At 59.0% G+C, this 15,811-nt stretch carries 17 protein-coding genes; 11 read left to right on the top strand and 6 right to left on the bottom strand.

From position 1 onward, the window contains the following. Positions 1 to 39 precede the first annotated feature (39 nt). From ACSQ3J_RS15135 to queF, 6 genes are all read left to right on the top strand, one after another. Positions 40 to 474, top strand: coding sequence for a MarR family winged helix-turn-helix transcriptional regulator (locus ACSQ3J_RS15135; RefSeq protein ID WP_060506059.1), 435 nt, complete (start codon positions 40 to 42; stop codon positions 472 to 474). A 75-nt stretch (positions 475 to 549) separates the two neighbouring features. Continuing rightward, a complete protein-coding gene (locus tag ACSQ3J_RS15130; RefSeq protein WP_060505773.1) occupies positions 550 to 1,293 on the top strand; it encodes an SDR family NAD(P)-dependent oxidoreductase in 744 nt (247 codons plus the stop codon). An 89-nt stretch (positions 1,294 to 1,382) separates the two neighbouring features. Continuing rightward, positions 1,383 to 1,427 carry a trpE operon leader peptide TrpLE gene (gene trpLE, locus ACSQ3J_RS15125; RefSeq protein WP_197065633.1) on the top strand — a complete coding sequence of 15 codons (45 nt, stop codon included), beginning with the start codon at positions 1,383 to 1,385 and terminating at the stop codon, positions 1,425 to 1,427. 109 nt (positions 1,428 to 1,536) lie between these two features. Next, positions 1,537 to 3,726 (top strand): anthranilate synthase, encoded by a 2,190-nt coding sequence (locus ACSQ3J_RS15120; RefSeq protein ID WP_060505772.1) that lies wholly within the window; start codon positions 1,537 to 1,539, stop codon positions 3,724 to 3,726. A 184-nt stretch (positions 3,727 to 3,910) separates the two neighbouring features. Next, a complete protein-coding gene (locus tag ACSQ3J_RS15115) occupies positions 3,911 to 4,831 on the top strand; it encodes a cation diffusion facilitator family transporter (protein ID WP_060505771.1) in 921 nt (306 codons plus the stop codon). After that, positions 4,828 to 5,292, top strand: a complete 465-nt coding sequence (gene queF, locus ACSQ3J_RS15110) for a preQ(1) synthase (RefSeq protein ID WP_060505770.1) — start codon at positions 4,828 to 4,830, stop codon at positions 5,290 to 5,292. The genes ACSQ3J_RS15115 and queF overlap by 4 nt, the downstream gene beginning before the upstream one ends. Before the next feature lie 52 nt (positions 5,293 to 5,344). Here queF and ACSQ3J_RS15105 read toward each other — a convergent pair whose 3' ends face one another. Further along, positions 5,345 to 5,923, bottom strand: a complete 579-nt coding sequence (locus ACSQ3J_RS15105) for a HupE/UreJ family protein (RefSeq protein ID WP_060505769.1) — start codon at positions 5,921 to 5,923, stop codon at positions 5,345 to 5,347. Positions 5,924 to 6,174: 251 nt separating this feature from the next. Between ACSQ3J_RS15105 and ACSQ3J_RS15100 the strand changes: the two genes are divergently transcribed. Continuing rightward, entirely contained in the window at positions 6,175 to 6,756 is a 582-nt protein-coding gene (locus ACSQ3J_RS15100) for an ATP-dependent Clp protease proteolytic subunit (protein ID WP_037099456.1), read from the top strand. Positions 6,757 to 7,164: 408 nt separating this feature from the next. Further along, complete coding sequence (gene leuA / locus ACSQ3J_RS15095) at positions 7,165 to 8,874, top strand: 2-isopropylmalate synthase (protein ID WP_436039434.1); 1,710 nt, start codon at positions 7,165 to 7,167, stop codon at positions 8,872 to 8,874. 92 nt (positions 8,875 to 8,966) lie between these two features. On the opposite strand, the gene ACSQ3J_RS15090 is transcribed toward leuA, so the two are convergent. The 4 genes from ACSQ3J_RS15090 to ACSQ3J_RS15075 form a co-directional block, all read right to left on the bottom strand. Next, entirely contained in the window at positions 8,967 to 9,800 is an 834-nt protein-coding gene (locus ACSQ3J_RS15090; protein ID WP_060505766.1) for an anti-sigma factor family protein, read from the bottom strand. A gap of 3 nt (positions 9,801 to 9,803) precedes the next feature. After that, a complete protein-coding gene (locus ACSQ3J_RS15085) occupies positions 9,804 to 10,322 on the bottom strand; it encodes an RNA polymerase sigma factor (RefSeq protein WP_060505765.1) in 519 nt (172 codons plus the stop codon). A gap of 144 nt (positions 10,323 to 10,466) precedes the next feature. After that, positions 10,467 to 11,024, bottom strand: coding sequence for a tetratricopeptide repeat protein (locus ACSQ3J_RS15080; RefSeq protein ID WP_436039431.1), 558 nt, complete (start codon positions 11,022 to 11,024; stop codon positions 10,467 to 10,469). A gap of 160 nt (positions 11,025 to 11,184) precedes the next feature. Next, positions 11,185 to 12,087 carry a metallophosphoesterase family protein gene (locus ACSQ3J_RS15075; RefSeq protein ID WP_060505763.1) on the bottom strand — a complete coding sequence of 301 codons (903 nt, stop codon included), beginning with the start codon at positions 12,085 to 12,087 and terminating at the stop codon, positions 11,185 to 11,187. Positions 12,088 to 12,175: 88 nt separating this feature from the next. Here ACSQ3J_RS15075 and ACSQ3J_RS15070 point away from each other — a divergent pair, with 88 nt between their 5' ends. After that, positions 12,176 to 12,664 carry an NUDIX domain-containing protein gene (locus ACSQ3J_RS15070; RefSeq protein ID WP_060505762.1) on the top strand — a complete coding sequence of 163 codons (489 nt, stop codon included), beginning with the start codon at positions 12,176 to 12,178 and terminating at the stop codon, positions 12,662 to 12,664. A gap of 1 nt (position 12,665) precedes the next feature. On the opposite strand, the gene ACSQ3J_RS15065 is transcribed toward ACSQ3J_RS15070, so the two are convergent. Then, positions 12,666 to 13,649: a glutathione S-transferase family protein gene (locus ACSQ3J_RS15065; RefSeq protein WP_060505761.1), complete on the bottom strand. Its 984-nt coding sequence runs from the start codon at positions 13,647 to 13,649 to the stop codon at positions 12,666 to 12,668. A gap of 275 nt (positions 13,650 to 13,924) precedes the next feature. Here ACSQ3J_RS15065 and ACSQ3J_RS15060 point away from each other — a divergent pair, with 275 nt between their 5' ends. Together ACSQ3J_RS15060 and ACSQ3J_RS15055 are read left to right on the top strand one after the other, a co-directional pair. After that, positions 13,925 to 14,425, top strand: a complete 501-nt coding sequence (locus ACSQ3J_RS15060; protein ID WP_436039428.1) for a GNAT family N-acetyltransferase — start codon at positions 13,925 to 13,927, stop codon at positions 14,423 to 14,425. 97 nt (positions 14,426 to 14,522) lie between these two features. After that, positions 14,523 to 15,695 carry a glycoside hydrolase family 5 protein gene (locus ACSQ3J_RS15055; protein WP_060506057.1) on the top strand — a complete coding sequence of 391 codons (1,173 nt, stop codon included), beginning with the start codon at positions 14,523 to 14,525 and terminating at the stop codon, positions 15,693 to 15,695. The last annotated feature ends 116 nt before the right edge of the window (positions 15,696 to 15,811 follow it).

The following is a 15,811-nucleotide window of genomic DNA, read 5'->3' as shown; positions in this document are numbered from 1 at the left end:
TTTATTGACAAAGTGCATATGCACATATACGTTTTCGTCATGAAAACACAATCGTCCATCACCGTCTGCAACTGTTTCGCCATTCGCCAGGCTGCCCGTTTCGTGTCGCAGCTTTATGAGCGGCATTATGCACGGGCAGGGATCACGGCGGCACAATTCTCTTTGCTGGTCTACATCGCCGAAGCGGGAAAGGCCGGAATGGCAGAGATGGCCGAAGCGATGGTGATGGATCGCACAACATTGGTGCGCGCCCTGAAGCCGCTGGAACGCGACGGTTATGTCACCAGCGAACCGGAAGGCAAAGGATCGCGCAAGCTCTTGCTGGCGCTCTCAGCCAGCGGGCAGCAGAAGCTGTCGGAAGGCGTCGAATGCTGGCATGCCGCGCAGGCGGAGTATGTGGAATTGGTCGGAGCCGAGCGCGCTAACAATCTGCGGGAGATGCTTCTCGCCATCCCGTCCGGAAAGGCCGCCTGATAACCCAAAGCCGGGCTTTCTCCGGCTTTTTTAGTAAGCAATATAGTGCATATGCACATATCAAAGGAAGAAATGATGCCTCAGAAAATCGAAAATGCCGTCGCTCTCGTCACCGGTGCCAATCGTGGTATCGGCCGCGAATTCGTTGCCGAACTGCTGCGCCGCGGAGCCAGAAAAATCTATCTCGGCGCCCGCGATCCGGCTTCGCTTGCGGATCTCGTTGCACTTGATCCCGCGCGTCTCGTACCGCTGAAACTGGATGTGACCAACCCTGCCGATGTGGCTGAAGCCGCCAAGGCGGCGTCCGATGTGACCTTGCTGATCAACAATGCCGGCTTTGCCGGCGGGCAGGGGGTTATTTCTGCGCCGGATATTTCGATCGCCCGGCAGGAAATGGACGTGAACTATTTCGGCGTGCTGTCTCTGTCGAAGGCTTTTGCGCCCATCCTTGCTAAGGTTTCTCAAAGCAGCATCGTGAACGTCCTGTCCTTTCTGTCTCTGGTGACGCTGCCATCGGCCGGCACCTATTCGGCATCGAAGGCCGCAGGTCTTGCGGCCAGCCGCTCGATCCGGGCGGAGCTGCTTGGCCAGGGAACGCAAGTTGTCGTCACCATGCCGGTGCAGGTTGATACCGATATGGGCCGCAGTTTGCCGGAGCCCCGCCTGAAGCCGTTGGATGTCGTCAGCGAAACGCTCGATGCGGTCGAGGCTGGCATCGAGGAGGTTTTCCCGGGCGAACTGACCCGTTCGGTTGCGGCAGCGTTTGCGGCTGATCCGAAGGGCGTGCAGGCGCATATGTCCACCCGGCTTCCGGCATAAGATGCAGAAGGGCGCGGCGGAAATCGCATCTCCATTTTTCCGCCGACGCCCGCTTGCACAATCCTTTGTCTCACGCTAACAATTCCGCCATGACAAACGCACGCAACATTGCAATCTGGTGGTGGGCTCGCTGAAGCGGCCTTGACCAGTCATGCGTGATTGAGACGACAAGCCGCCCGGAAGTTTCGAGGCGGCTTTTTTGTATTCGGGCCGCAGGAATGACGGGCCTGAACGGAGCGACAGATGGCGACGACTATTCTTGCAGACGGTGCGGAAGCCTATACCACCAAGGGCGGCATTTCCGTCACCCGAAGGCGGCGCGAGGCCCCTTATGGCGAAGCGATTTCCAGCTATGTCGACAGGCTCGACGAACGCCGGGGCGCGGTCTTTTCCTCCAACTACGAATATCCGGGCCGCTACACCCGTTGGGACACGGCGATCATCGATCCGCCGCTTGCCATTTCCTCGTTCGGCCGCGCCCTGTGGATCGAAGCCTATAACGAGCGCGGCGAAGCGCTGTTGGCGATGGTCTCAAAGCATCTTGCCGATGTCGCCGATATCACGCTCGGTTCTGCCACGGCTCGCCGTCTTGATCTCACGGTCAACATGCCGGACCGGGTGTTCACCGAGGAAGAGCGCTCGAAGATGCCGACGGTGTTTACCGTTCTGCGCGCGGTCACCAACCTGTTCTTTTCGCAGGAAGATGCCAATCTCGGCCTCTATGGTGCCTTTGGCTACGATCTGGCTTTTCAGTTCGATGCGATCGAACTGAAGCTGAAGCGTCCTGACGACCAGCGCGACATGGTGTTGTTCCTGCCGGATGAAATCCTCGTCGTCGATCACTATTCGGCCAAGGCCTGGATCGACCGCTATGATTTCGCCAAGGACGGCGAAACGACCGAAGGCAAGGCGGGCGATATTGCGCCGGAACCGTTCCAGACCGTCGACAGCATCCCGCCGCATGGCGATCATCGTCCTGGGGAATATGCCGAACTCGTCACCAAGGCCAAGGAAAGCTTCCGCCGCGGCGATCTGTTCGAGGTGGTTCCGGGCCAGAAATTCTACGAACGCTGTGAAAGCAAGCCATCGGAAATTTCCAACCGGCTGAAGGCGATCAATCCGTCGCCCTATTCCTTCTTCATCAATCTCGGCAATCAGGAATATCTGGTTGGCGCTTCACCGGAAATGTTCGTGCGCGTCTCCGGTCGCCGCATCGAAACCTGCCCGATTTCCGGCACGATCAAGCGCGGCGACGATCCGATCGCCGATAGCGAGCAGATCCTCAAGCTTTTGAACTCCAAGAAGGACGAATCCGAGCTGACCATGTGCTCGGATGTCGACCGCAACGACAAGAGTCGCGTCTGCGAACCGGGTTCCGTCAAGGTCATCGGCCGCCGCCAGATCGAGATGTATTCGCGTCTGATCCATACAGTTGACCACATCGAGGGGCGCCTGCGTGATGACATGGACGCCTTTGACGGCTTCCTGTCGCATGCGTGGGCCGTCACCGTCACCGGTGCGCCGAAACTGTGGGCCATGCGCTTCATCGAAAGCCATGAAAAGAGCGCCCGGCTCTGGTATGGTGGTGCCATCGGTATGGTCGGCTTCAACGGTGACATGAATACCGGTCTGACCCTGCGCACGATCCGCATCAAGGACGGCATTGCCGAGGTGCGCGCCGGTGCGACGCTGCTCAATGACAGCAACCCGGAAGAAGAAGAAGCCGAAACCGAACTGAAGGCATCCGCCATGATCGCAGCGATCCGCGACGCAAAATCCGCCAACAGCCGCGGCGCTCGCCGCGATGTCGCTCCGGTTGGCACCGGCGTCAAGATTCTGCTCGTCGATCACGAGGACAGCTTCGTTCATACGCTGGCCAACTATTTCCGCCAGACGGGCGCGACGGTGACGACGGTACGTTCGCCGGTCTCAGACGAGATTTTCGGCCGGGTCAAGCCTGACCTCGTCGTCCTGTCGCCGGGACCCGGTACGCCAAAGGATTTCGATTGCAAGGCGACGATCAAGAAGGCGCGTGCCCATGATCTGCCGATCTTCGGCGTCTGCCTCGGGTTGCAGGCACTGGCCGAAGCCTATGGCGGCGATCTGCGCCAGCTTGCCGTGCCGATGCACGGCAAGCCCTCGCGCATCCGCGTGCTGGAGCCCGGCATCGTCTTTTCCGGTCTTGGCAAGGAAGTCACCGTGGGCCGCTATCATTCGATCTTCGCCGACCCCTCGACCTTGCCACGGGATTTCATGATCACGGCCGAGAGCGACGACGGCACGATCATGGGCATCGAACATACCAAGGAACCGATTGCCGCCGTGCAGTTCCACCCGGAATCGATCATGACGCTGGGTGGCGATGCCGGCATGCGGATGATCGAGAACGTGGTGGCGCATCTGGCCAAGCGAGCGAAGATCAAGGCCGCATAAGAGGCGTTTCGTCAGTTTAGACGGAAATTCCGGGCCCGACCCGCTACGGACGCTTTGACAAAGCCGTAGCCTTGATCCATATGCAGACTATCCAAAACCGCTGAAGCGCTCCTCGCGCTCCGGCGGTTTTGGCGTTCTAGGACCCTGATTTCTGCAATTCATTCGCATATGCAAGGAGATGATGATGGTAGGGCAAAAGACAATAACGGTGCAGCGCCTCGCCTTCTGGAGCATCCCGATCTCCATTGCCGTACTGGGGCTGAAGATGCTCGCTTGGTGGTTTACCGGTTCGGTGGCGCTGCTTTCCGATGGACTGGAATCGATCGTTAACGTCGTTGCCGCCATCGTTGCTTTCGCGGTGATTGGCTATGCGGCCAAGCCTGCGGATGCCAGCCATCCTTTCGGTCATCACAAGGCGGAGTATTTTTCAGCGGTTATCGAGGGGGTGTTGATCGTCGTTGCAGCCCTTCTGATCGTCTCCGAAGCCCTGCCGGCAATCTGGGCGCCGAAGCTGCCGGATGCACCGGCGCTCGGCCTTGCGATCAACCTGTTGGCGGGCATTGTCAATGCCATCTGGGCGTATGTGCTGATCCGTGCGGGGCGCGCTTATCGTTCTCCCGCGCTATCCGCGGATGGCCATCATATTCTCTCCGATGTGGTCACCTCGATCGGCGTATTGGTCGGTCTTGTGCTAGCCATTCTCACCGGTTATGCGGTGCTTGACCCGCTGCTTGCGGTGATCGTCGCCTGCAACATTCTCTATCAGGGTTGGAAGGTGATCGCCCGTTCGATCAACGGGTTGATGGACAAGGCCGTTCCTGTGGAGGAAGAAGAGGCGATCAAGAAGGCGATTGCCGCAAATGCAACGGGTTCGCTTGGCGTACACGACCTGAAGACCCGTGAAGCAGGGGCTGTGATCTTCGTCGATTTCCACATGGTGGTTCCGGCGGCCATGCCGGTGGGCGAGGCCCATGACATCTGCGACCGCCTTGAAGATGCCATCCGTGTGGTTCACGCCGGAGCCAAGATTGCCATCCACGTCGAGCCAGAGGGCGAAAAGGCCCATGGCATTCGCGTCAAAGTTATTGAAGGATTGAGATCATGACAAAAACAGACGTCTCCGGTCTGTCACAACTCGGGCAGAACGTGGCTTCGCCGCAAAACCCGGAAGAGGCCGTGCTTGAACGCGTGCCAACCAGCCATGCCGGCACGGATTTCGTCGTGCGCTTCACGGCGCCGGAATTTACCTCGCTTTGCCCGATGACCGGCCAGCCGGATTTCGCCCATATCGTCATCGACTATGTGCCGGATGGATGGCTGGTCGAATCGAAATCGCTGAAACTCTATCTGCATTCGTTCCGCAATCATGGTGCGTTCCATGAGGACTGCACGCTCGATATCGCCAAGCGGCTGGTCGATCTGCTGGCGCCGAAATGGCTGCGGATCGGTGCCTACTGGTATCCGCGCGGCGGTATCCCGATCGATGTCTTCTGGCAGACGGGTGCGCCGCCGGAAGGTCTGTGGCTGCCGGATCAGGGCGTTCAGCCCTATCGCGGCCGCGGCTGAAACGAAAAACGGCGGGCTTTTGGCCCGCCGTTTTTCGTTGATGCGATGAGGATCAGCTAACGATCAGTGCCAGTCCGGCAAAGGCGGTGACGCCGCCGAGAATCCGTGAAATGATCCGGCCGGACGACAGGCGGCCGATGCCGAGGCCAAGACCGATGCCGGCGACATGCAGCAGTGCTGTTGCAATGATAAAGCCGGCGCTGAAGGGCAGGGCGCCGGCCGCACCCAGTTCGCCGCCATGGGCATAGCCGTGGAACAGCGCGAAGACGCCGACGACGGCAGCGCTTGCAACGGTTTCCATGCGCACAGCCATGGCGACCAGAAGGCCAAGCGCGACGACGGAGGCGAGAATGGCGGGCTCGACGAAGGGCAGGTGGACACCGGCCATCGCCAATGCAAAGCCGAAGGCCATGGTGCCGACGAAGGCGGAAGGCACCACCCAAAAAGCGCGTCCACCGATTTGAGCGGCCCAGAGGCCGACGGCGATCATCACCAGGATATGGTCAATACCGGATAGCGGATGGGTAAAGCCCGCCAGCAGTGATCCGTGTTCAGCTGGATCGAGATGGGCGAAGGCTGGCACGGTCGAGGCGGCAAAGCCTGCTGCGGCCAGAAGAAGGCGTTTTTTCATTGGTGTCCCCCTGAAGGGCGAAGATGTGGGAGACACCCCGCCGGATGTAAATTCTTGTCCTGCGCATCTTATGGGGCGGCGGGTCGCTGTCTATACGGCAATTGCCTTAGGTGGCGTCTTTACCATAGCCGCAGGGTGTTGCGGATTGGGCTTTCATCCGTATCCGCTTTTGTTGCATTGTTTTCGCAGTCGAGTCGCCTTATCTGACAGCGGCAGAACATTTGAATTTATTTCGCGGGAGAGTTCGCATGATGAACGAAGAAGACGACGACAAGACAAAGGAATTGTCATTGGGCAAAGAGACTGAGGCGAATCTTTTCAAGTCGCGCTCGATCTTCATCTACGGCCCGATCAATCAGGAACTGGCACAGAAGGTCTGCTCGCAGCTCGTGGCTCTTGCCGCCGCCAGCGATGACGATATCCGCATCTTCGTCAGCTCCCCGGGCGGCCATGTCGAATCCGGCGATTCGATCCACGACATGATCAAGTTCATCAAGCCGAAGGTCTGGATGATCGGAACCGGCTGGGTCGCTTCCGCCGGCGCACTGATCTACGTCTCGGCTCCGAAGGAACGGCGCATTTGCCTGCCAAACACCCGCTTCCTGCTTCATCAACCCTCCGGTGGCACGCGCGGCATGGCGTCCGACATCGAAATCCAGGCCCGCGAAATCATCAAGATGAACGAGCGCCTGAACAAGATCTTCTCCGAGGCAACCGGCCAGCCGGTCGAAAAGATCGCCAAGGACACGGACCGTGACTACTGGCTCTCCGCCGAAGAAGCCAAGGCCTACGGCCTCGTTTCGCGCATCGTATCGTCGCAGGCCGATATCTGAGGCTTGCTGATCGCTGAAATATCGAAACCCTGCTGGTTCGCCCGGTGGGGTTTTTTTTATTGCCAGGGCGTGGCGGGATCGGCGCTTGCCCTTGCGCACTTCTCTCGCTATACAAGCCTCATGTTGAAGACAGGCGCCATCATCGTCGAACAGGTTTCCCGCGGGCACGTTGCCATCGTGGAACGTTCGCGCGCCTTTACCTCGCTTCTTCTTCTCGGCCTTACACGCGGTTGCCGGGTTCTTTGAAGGAGCGCCCGGTGGCCGAAAGCCCACCGGCCCCAGCTCCTTGCCTTTCCTGAAATCCAGATACGAAAAGAACCCGAGAGCCAGCATTTTGCCGTCGCAATGCGACCGTCGATCGGTTATTGCATGCGGGCTATGCGCCTCACAGAGTGAAGAGAAGCCGCAATGATCATGAAGTCCCACACCGTCAAGCAAGGCATGCCTGAAGCCGCGGTCAAGTATCAGCCCTATCCGCAGATCAATATTCCCGACCGCACATGGCCGGGCAACACCATCACCAAAGCACCGATCTGGTGTTCGGTGGACCTGCGCGACGGCAACCAGTCTCTGGTCGACCCGATGGGCCACGACCGCAAGGCCCGCATGTTCCAGCTGCTGCTCGATATGGGCTTCAAGGAAATCGAGATCGGTTTCCCGTCGGCCTCGCAGACCGATTTCGACTTTGCCCGCTGGTGCGTCGAGGAAGGCAACGTGCCTGCTGACGTTTCGTTGCAGGTTCTCGTCCAGTGCCGGCCTGAGCTGATCACCCGGACGTTTGAAGCTCTGCAGGGTGCCACCAAGCCGATCGTGCATTTTTACAACTCGACCAGCGAGTTGCAGCGTCGCGTGGTGTTTTCCAAGGACGTCAAGGGCATCAAGCAGATCGCCACCGATGCCGCCAAGATGATTGCCGACATGGCCGCCAAGGCCGGTGGCGGTTTCCGGTTCGAATATTCGCCGGAGAGCTTTACTGGCACCGAATTGGAAGTGGCGCTGGAAATCTGCAACTCGGTTGCCGAGATCATCAAGCCGACGGCCGACAACAAGCTGATCCTCAACCTGCCATCGACCGTCGAAATGGCGACGCCGAACGTCTATGCCGACCAGATCGAATGGATGTGCCGCAACCTCGACAATCGCGAAAACCTGATCATCTCCTTGCACCCGCATAACGACCGCGGCACGGGCATTGCGGCAACGGAACTCGGTCTGATGGCGGGTGCTGACCGCGTCGAAGGCACGTTGTTCGGCAATGGCGAGCGCACCGGCAATGTCGACGTGGTGACCCTGGCGTTGAACATGTTTACGCAAGGGATCGATCCTGAGCTGGATTGCTCCGATATCGAGCGGATCAAGGAAGTCTACGAATATTCTAACCAGATGGTCATTCCCGAGCGCCATCCCTACGTTGGCGAACTGGTCTACACGGCCTTCTCCGGTTCGCATCAGGACGCGATCAACAAGGGCATGAAGGCGATCAAGGTTGCCAACAAGCCGCTCTGGGAAGTGCCTTACCTGCCGATCGATCCGCAGGATGTCGGCCGTTCCTACGAGGCGATCATCCGTATCAACTCGCAGTCGGGTAAGGGCGGCATCGCCTATATCCTGCAGCAGGACTACGGCATCAACTTGCCGCGCAACCTGCAGGTCGAGTTCCGCGAAGATATCCAGCGGATCACCGACGAAGAGGGCAAGGAACTGCCGTCCAAGGCGATCCACGCCCGTTTCATCGAGCGCTATGTCGATCAGCCGGACGCACGTATCCGCTTTGTCGATCATCACACCTATCCGGTCGGCGAGCACAAGGGCGTGCGCGTCGTTGCAGCCGAGATCACTGACAATGGCGAAACCAAGCGCATCGAGGGCAAGGGTACCGGTCCGATCGATGGCTTCATCAATGCATTGGCGATCTATCTCGGTATCGATATCTCGGTTGCCGATTATTCCGAGCATTCGCTACAGCACGGCTCGAATGCCGCTGCTATCGCCTATGTTGAAGTGGAATATCCGGGCGGAAAACTGTTCGGCGTCGGCATCGATACCAATATCGTCGCGGCATCCCTCGAAGCCATTGTCTCCGCAGCAAACCGGGTTTTGGAGCTGAAGGCTAAATAATACAGCCTGTTACGCGGTTTGTTAAAAAGATCGATTCAAGCAAAAGGGCCGCTTTCGTCAAGGAAGCGGCCCTTTTGCAGTGATATCGAAACTCAGATTGCGGTCGAAACCGCTGTCGCCAATTGATGAAGGTTGGCGTCGGACGATGGGCCAACGACGACATAGGATGCGCCTGCCTTCTGCCAGGAAATCATCGCGATATCGTCGCGCATGCTTTCGGTCATCTTGCCGTCGGTGCTGCCCGGTGTGCTTTTCAGAAAACAGATCGCAAAGACGTCGCCGTCCTGATCCTTGTACATCAGTTGCGCCACCGGCTTGCCTGAGGCCACCAGCAGGCGGGCGCCTTCAAATGTCAGGCCTTTGTTGCTCAGGTCCGGCAGCGAAAAATTGACGCCGACGTTCGACGCCAGCCAGCCTTCGATCTTGCCTTCGGCGGAGGCCGGAACCTCCACAAGATGTTCGGCCGTCTGGCGCGAATAGATGCGGTGGTAGTCGGCGATATCGTCGAGCCATGTGCGGGCGGCAGCCATTTTTACCTGCTGCTCGTCGTCATGGCTGGTCTTGCCGATGATGAAGCCGGTCGAGCCGCCGACAAGCAGCAAAACCAGGGAGGCGGCGAGGGCGCGCGGCCACAGGCGCTGCTTTGTTTGACGGGGTGCTGCGGTCACGACGCGCTCGGTCTTCGGATTGAGACCCGGGCCCTGCTTGATCCGGCGCACCAGCGACAGCGGCACCGGATCGTGAAGAAATTCCTCGAACGCCTTGTTGCCGAAGGCATTTCCGGCCCGCAGCCTCTCCAACATTCGCCGGGCTTCGTCATCGCGCGCCACCAGCTGTTCCAGTTCCTTGCGTTCCGCTTCATTGACTTCGCCGTCGAGATAGGCCGACAGGCGAACGTCGAGCGGGAGCCCTTTGGTGGTTTGCAACGCTCAGGCCCTCCTTTCCGTCGTCTCTGTAATCATTGCGGCCAAGCGCAGGCGCGCGGTCGAAAGCCTGCTCATTACTGTCCCGATCGGTATCTTCAGGATATCGGCGGCTTCCCGGTAGCTATGCCCTTCGATGTTCACCAAAAGGAAAACGCTGGCCAAGCCTTCTGGCATGGAGAGGATCATTTTCTGCAGCTGATTGGCGTAGACAGCTTTTTCGCCAGATGCCTCGATCGACAGCTCATCTTGCTCGGTGGCGTCGACCGTACCAGTGCCGGTGCGCACCCGGCGCTTTCTGATCTCATCGATCCATAGATTGCGTGTCATTGCGTATATCCAGCTTTCGAGCCGACCTTCACCGTTCCAGAGGTGATTGCGGGTGATTGCCCGCTCGCATACCTCCTGGACCAGGTCATCGGCATCGGCGGCGTTCCGCGTCAGTGTCATCGCGAAACGGCGCAACTTGGGCAGAACACTGACCAAGTCCCGTCTGAATTCGTTCGAGTCTGCCGCTGGACGCATTGCTCTTCCAAAGAAAACGTTCCGGGTCGACAGTTTATTCGCCCGGATCGAAATACACGCGGCATATTTTGCCACTTCGGGGACGTTTCTCAACGTCAAATATCAGGCCGGGCAATGCGTTAGGATCGCCCGGCCTGATTGCTGTCAGTAGTGGCGAACGCCGCCGAGGGATTCGAGCAAGGCGCGGTAGGCCCAGCTGTTTTCACCGCCGCGGTCGCGGATCTCGATGAGCTGTGCCTTGGCTTCCTCGACCTTGCCCTGTTCGAGCAGCGCCTGGCCCATGTAGGAGCGTGCAAGGATATAGTTTTCATCGGCCTGCAGCGCGCGCTTGTAGAAGCTCATACCGAGTTCCATGCGTCCGGCCTTGCGGTTGGAATAGCCGCGATAATTGAGGATGCGGGCGCTGTTCTGGTCTTTCACAGCGTCGAGTACCTTCAGCGAGTTTTCGTATTGGCCGGCATAGGCCAGTTCGCGGGCCGCCTTGAACAGGATATCGTCGTCAAGCCCGCTCTTCTTGGCATTGACGCATTCTTTCTTGTTCTTGTCCCAGATCTTGCCATTCTTGCATTCGGTGGAGGTCTTGGTCTTTTCCGGCGGTGCGGTCGTATCCTCGCCTGCAGCCCAGGCCGCTTGGCCCAGTGCGAAGAAGGAGGCGGCTGAGAACAAGGCGATCATTGCAGTCTTGCTATGGATCATGGTCATCTCCCTGGCTGAAACTGATACCGGCAAGCCGGATTGCGCACGACATCTGCCGATGCCAGCATTCCCATTCTTACGGTCAGTGCTGTAGGACGGATGACGAGCGCCGATTATTTCGCGAGCATAGTCTTTTTTCGCCGCGTGGCGAGTAACGATAGGGCGATCAGAGCCGGGTGGTTTCGACCAGCGTGACGGAGCGGCTGTCCATCGTCAGTTCGAACCGCTCGCGGATCACGTTCCATTGTCCCGGGCTGCCGGAGATTGAAAACAGGTTGAACCCGGCGGGTGGCTTCTTGCCGCCGCGGCCTTGCGAAGCCGACGCGATGCCAACGACCGGCACCGGTTTGACCTGACCCTTGAGCGAATAGACCGTGTTCAGGTGCGTATGGCCGTGCAGCACCAGTTCAGCGCCACCGGCGGTGATCGTTGCGGCAAAGCGGCGAATGCCGAGCATGCGCTTGTGCAGGGATGTAGCGCCACGGATCGGCGGATGATGGATCATTACGACGCGAAACAGGCCGGCTTCGCCTGCTGCACGCAACAGATTGACGGTCTCGCGCGCCTGACGGCTGCCGAAATAGCCGCTGGCTGCGAAGGGCGGGGTGGCAACGGCGGTAGAGCAGCCGATCAGCGCCACAGGACCACGAACCCGTAAGTACGGGTAGCAGTGAAAATCCTCGTTCCACTCCGCCGGTCCGCGCTCGCCGCGCATATAGGGATACCAGGCCCTGGTCGTTTTTTCATAGGCACCCGGCACATAGGCATCGTGGTTGCCCGGCACGATCGAGATGTTTTCGGGTTCTCCAGCTTCTTTCAGCCAGCCGGTCATGATCTCGATTTCACGCGAGGACGCGAGGTTAACGAGATCGCCTGTTATCGCGAGATGATCCGGATCGATCCGCTCGATTTCGTCCATCAACAGGTTGAGGGTATTGCCGACGAGGTGGTTGCGTCGATTGCGATGCCAGTTGACGAAGCCGGTAATGCGTTTCGATGCAAGTTCACGGTACGAGAGGTCCGGCAGGGGGCCGAGATGGATGTCGGAAATATGGGCGAGTTTGAACATCCTTCGTACCTAGCGCATATTCCTGCAAAGGGGAATCATTCCAGACGCTTTATCCTCGGCGTGATAATTCGAAAGGAACCGGACCGGAATGAACGCGAGGCCGCGGGAAATGCGCAGTTGGAGAGCAAGGCTGATCACCCGCCTGGCTCACAGCTATTTTGCGGTCGCGCGGGGCATGACGATGGGCGTGCGGGCTGCCTGTTTCGATGCCGAAGGCCGGGTTTTCCTGGTCCGGCATTCCTATGTGCCCGGCTGGCATATGCCTGGCGGCGGTGTCGAGCGGGGCGAGACGGCCTTACAGGCACTGGTCAAGGAATTGCGCGAGGAGGGAAATCTCGAAATGAGCGGCCCGCCTGAACTCTTCCATGTCTATTTCAACCGGCAGACTAGCAATCGTGACCATGTGATCTTCTATCGCTGCCGCAATGTCCGGCAGGTTTCGCCGAAGAAGCCGGACATGGAAATTGTCGAGAGCGGCTTCTTCGCGCTGGATGCTCTGCCGGCGGCAACGACGCCTGCAACGCGCAGGCGTCTGGCGGAACTCTTAGACAGTGTTCCGCCAGCCGAAGTCTGGTAGATCAGGCAGCCAGTTTTTCACGGCCATGTGGCGCGTCAAGAGCAAGGACTGGCCCAGCGGGCACAATGCCGGTCGGATTGATCATGGTGTGGCTGCGGTAATAATGCTCCTTGATGTGGCGCATGTTGACCGTTTCGGCGACACCGGCCACCTGATAGAGATCCTGCAGATAGCCTTGCAGGTTGGGGTAATCGGCGATGCGGCGGATGTTGCACTTGAAGTGCCCGACATAGACCGGATCGAAGCGCACCAGCGTTGTGAACAGCCGCCAATCAGCCTCGGTGATACGTGCACCGCTCAGGTAACGCCGGATCGACAGGCGCGCTTCCAGTTCGTCCAGCACCTCGAATACCGTCGTGACACTTTCCGCATAGGCATCCTGTGAGGTCGCGAAACCCGCCTTGTAGACGCCGTTGTTGACGGCGCCATAGATATGCTCGTTGAGGGCGTCGATCTCGCCGCGCAGATCCTGCGGATAGAAGTCCTCGGTCGAACCCGTCAATCCGTCGAAGGCCGAGTTGAACATGCGGATGATTTCAGCGGATTCGTTGGAAACCATCTTGTTCTGCTGCTTGTCCCACAGCACCGGCACGGTAACGCGGCCCGAGTAATGTGGATCTGCCTTGGCATAGACCTGCCAGAGCGCTTCGGAGCCAAACAGGTGATCGACGGTGCCGCCGATCTCGTTCTTGAACTCCCAACCCTTCGACAACATCAACGGATCGACGATCGAGACAGTGATCAGGTCTTCGAGCTTCTTCAGCTTGCGGAAGATCAGCGTGCGGTGCGCCCACGGACAGGCGAGCGAAACGTAGAGATGGTAACGCCCAGCCTCGGCCTTGAAGCCACCTTCGCCTGTCGGACCGGCCGAGCCGTCGGCGGTGATCCAGTTGCGGAACTGCGATGCCGCCCGCTTGAAATGTCCCTTGGTTTCCTTCGTGTCGTACCAGACGTCCTGCCAGACGCCATCAATCAGCATGCCCATTGACTATCTCCTGGCGGCTGTATCGCCGCTTGTCTGTGAATTCATGATCCATAGATAGCGCATCAAACCCGCTCATATAGTCCGTAAAAACTGAACAGTGCGTTTTAGGCTTTGACACGACGCATTTTTCTGCTATCCGGCCAGACAGAATTTTTCTGAACACGGATCAAGATTGATGTTTTTCCCGGGAAGCCCACGACGACGCTGATGCTGCAAACGCCCTTGAGGGCGAAGCCATCATATTTTTGTCTCGTATGCCCGGTTTCCCGATGTTCATGAAAAAGCACGACCTCGTCTATCTCACTGAAGACGCTTCCCACGACGCAGCCATCGAAATCATCAATGAAGAAGCATTTGGCCCTGGCCGGTTTGCGCGTGCTGCCGCCCGCATCCGCGAGCAGGGGCCGCATGATCTATCCCTGTCTTTTTTCTGCGCCGACGATGGCGAGACGATCGCCTCGGTGCGGATGACCCCGGTGATGGCGGGTTCGATCAAGGGCCATCTGCTGGGTCCTTTGGCTGTTCGTCCGTCGCACAAGAACCGGGGTATCGGCCGCGAGCTGGTCCGTATTGCGGTCGAGGCGGCGCGGCGCAAGGGTTCGGAATGTGTCATCCTCGTCGGCGATCCTCCCTACTACCAGCCGCTCGGTTTCGAGAAGGTCGCCTATGGCGCGCTGACGTTTCCGGGACCGGTCGATCCGAACCGCGTGCTGGTCGTGCCGATGACCGAGGGCGTTCATGAGGGCCTGAAGGGCGACATTCACTGGCGGGCCTGATTTCCCCGCAGGGGATTGTCAGCGGACAATGCTGCCCATTCCCAATTCCGCCATAGTGACTGCGAATATCCCGGCCATCGCAACCGGGATATTTTTGATGCGTCTGCTACCCGCGGTCTTCGCCTCGCTTCTTCTTGCCACCTCGGCGTCTTCTGCCGATCTCATCCAGTTCTGGGACAAACCGCAGCATGGCGGCAACAGCTTCAACCGGCTGCCTCCGGACCAGGCCTATTTCGATGCTCTGAAAGGCTATGGCGCCACCTGGGTGCGGCTGTCCTATGACAAATGGAAGCCTCAAAAACGCGACTTCCTGATTGGCGATGCCGACAAGTATGAGGGCATTCCGGCAAAGGACCTTGCGACGCTGAAGGCAACACTCGATCGCGCCGACAAGGCGGGCCTGAGGATCGTCATCACGCCTTTGTCGCTGCCGGGCATGCGCTGGGCGCAGAACAACGGGAACACGTTTGACGGTCGTTTATGGCAGGATAAGGCCTGGTGGGCGCAATCCGCAGCCTTCTGGAAGGACATCGCCACGGCCCTCAAGGATCACCCGGGCGTGGCTGCCTACAACATCATCAACGAACCAGCGCCGGAAAAGAACAATGGCGTGGCCGAGCATGGCGGTGCCGACGCGATGAAGGCCTGGTATGCGAAGCAGGCCGAGACTGCCCGCGACTTGCCGGCCTTTTACGAGACGATGATCAAAGCCATCCGCGAGGTTGATCCCTCAACCCCGATCATGGCGGATGCCGGCTGGTATGCTGCAGCCGATGCGTTCAGCTATTGGCCAAAGCCGCTCACCGATGGCAAGGTTCTCTATAGCTTCCACATGTACGAGCCCTACGCCGCCACCAGCGCGCCGAACATGAAGCGCGACAAGCCCTATGCCTATCCGGGCAAGGTGCCGTTTGGCGAGACGGAAGAAGCCTGGGACCGCGAGCGGGTCGCCGCCTATCTCAAGCTTCCTGTCGACTGGGCCGACAGCCACAACGTACCGCGCAACCGCATAGTGGCAGGCGAGTTCGGCTGCATGCGCCGCTGGGAAGGGTGCAAGACGTATCTCGAGGATGTCCTGACCTCGCTCGACGACAACAAGCTGCACTGGGCCTTCTACAGCTTTCGCGAGGACAGCTGGGATGGCATGGATTACGAGCTTGGCGCGCAGAAGGTCAACTGGAAGTACTGGGAAGCGATCGATCAGGGCAAGCCTGACTCGGTGAAGCGTAAACCGGGGGCGGAATTCGATCCGATTAGGAAGAGGCTTTAAGGGGCGTCGCTGTCGGGAGATATCGGAGAACATCAAGCGCTATCGACGCTTCCGCCCCTCACCCTAACCCTCTCCCCGCGAGCGGGGAGAGGGAATGATGGAGTTTTCCGCTTGTC

The organism is Rhizobium sp. LjRoot98 (genome assembly GCF_964252935.1).
Lineage (GTDB): Bacteria > Pseudomonadota > Alphaproteobacteria > Rhizobiales > Rhizobiaceae > Pararhizobium.
The sequence above is the reverse complement of the archived record's forward strand: the minus strand, read 5'-3'. Positions and strand labels throughout refer to the sequence as shown.

Excerpts from the sequence above, each read along its gene's own strand:
- ACSQ3J_RS15135 (WP_060506059.1), top strand. The coding sequence starts at position 40 with ATGAAAACACAATCGTCCATCACCGTCTGCAACTGTTTCGCCATTCGC.
- ACSQ3J_RS15130 (WP_060505773.1), top strand. The coding sequence starts at position 550 with ATGCCTCAGAAAATCGAAAATGCCGTCGCTCTCGTCACCGGTGCCAAT.
- ACSQ3J_RS15120 (WP_060505772.1), top strand. The coding sequence starts at position 1,537 with ATGGCGACGACTATTCTTGCAGACGGTGCGGAAGCCTATACCACCAAG.
- ACSQ3J_RS15115 (WP_060505771.1), top strand. The coding sequence starts at position 3,911 with ATGGTAGGGCAAAAGACAATAACGGTGCAGCGCCTCGCCTTCTGGAGC.
- queF (WP_060505770.1), top strand. The coding sequence starts at position 4,828 with ATGACAAAAACAGACGTCTCCGGTCTGTCACAACTCGGGCAGAACGTG.
- ACSQ3J_RS15105 (WP_060505769.1), bottom strand. The coding sequence starts at position 5,923 with ATGAAAAAACGCCTTCTTCTGGCCGCAGCAGGCTTTGCCGCCTCGACC.
- ACSQ3J_RS15100 (WP_037099456.1), top strand. The coding sequence starts at position 6,175 with ATGAACGAAGAAGACGACGACAAGACAAAGGAATTGTCATTGGGCAAA.
- leuA (WP_436039434.1), top strand. The coding sequence starts at position 7,165 with ATGATCATGAAGTCCCACACCGTCAAGCAAGGCATGCCTGAAGCCGCG.
- ACSQ3J_RS15085 (WP_060505765.1), bottom strand. The coding sequence starts at position 10,322 with ATGCGTCCAGCGGCAGACTCGAACGAATTCAGACGGGACTTGGTCAGT.
- ACSQ3J_RS15080 (WP_436039431.1), bottom strand. The coding sequence starts at position 11,024 with ATGACCATGATCCATAGCAAGACTGCAATGATCGCCTTGTTCTCAGCC.
- ACSQ3J_RS15075 (WP_060505763.1), bottom strand. The coding sequence starts at position 12,087 with ATGTTCAAACTCGCCCATATTTCCGACATCCATCTCGGCCCCCTGCCG.
- ACSQ3J_RS15070 (WP_060505762.1), top strand. The coding sequence starts at position 12,176 with ATGAACGCGAGGCCGCGGGAAATGCGCAGTTGGAGAGCAAGGCTGATC.
- ACSQ3J_RS15065 (WP_060505761.1), bottom strand. The coding sequence starts at position 13,649 with ATGGGCATGCTGATTGATGGCGTCTGGCAGGACGTCTGGTACGACACG.
- ACSQ3J_RS15060 (WP_436039428.1), top strand. The coding sequence starts at position 13,925 with ATGAAAAAGCACGACCTCGTCTATCTCACTGAAGACGCTTCCCACGAC.
- ACSQ3J_RS15055 (WP_060506057.1), top strand. The coding sequence starts at position 14,523 with ATGCGTCTGCTACCCGCGGTCTTCGCCTCGCTTCTTCTTGCCACCTCG.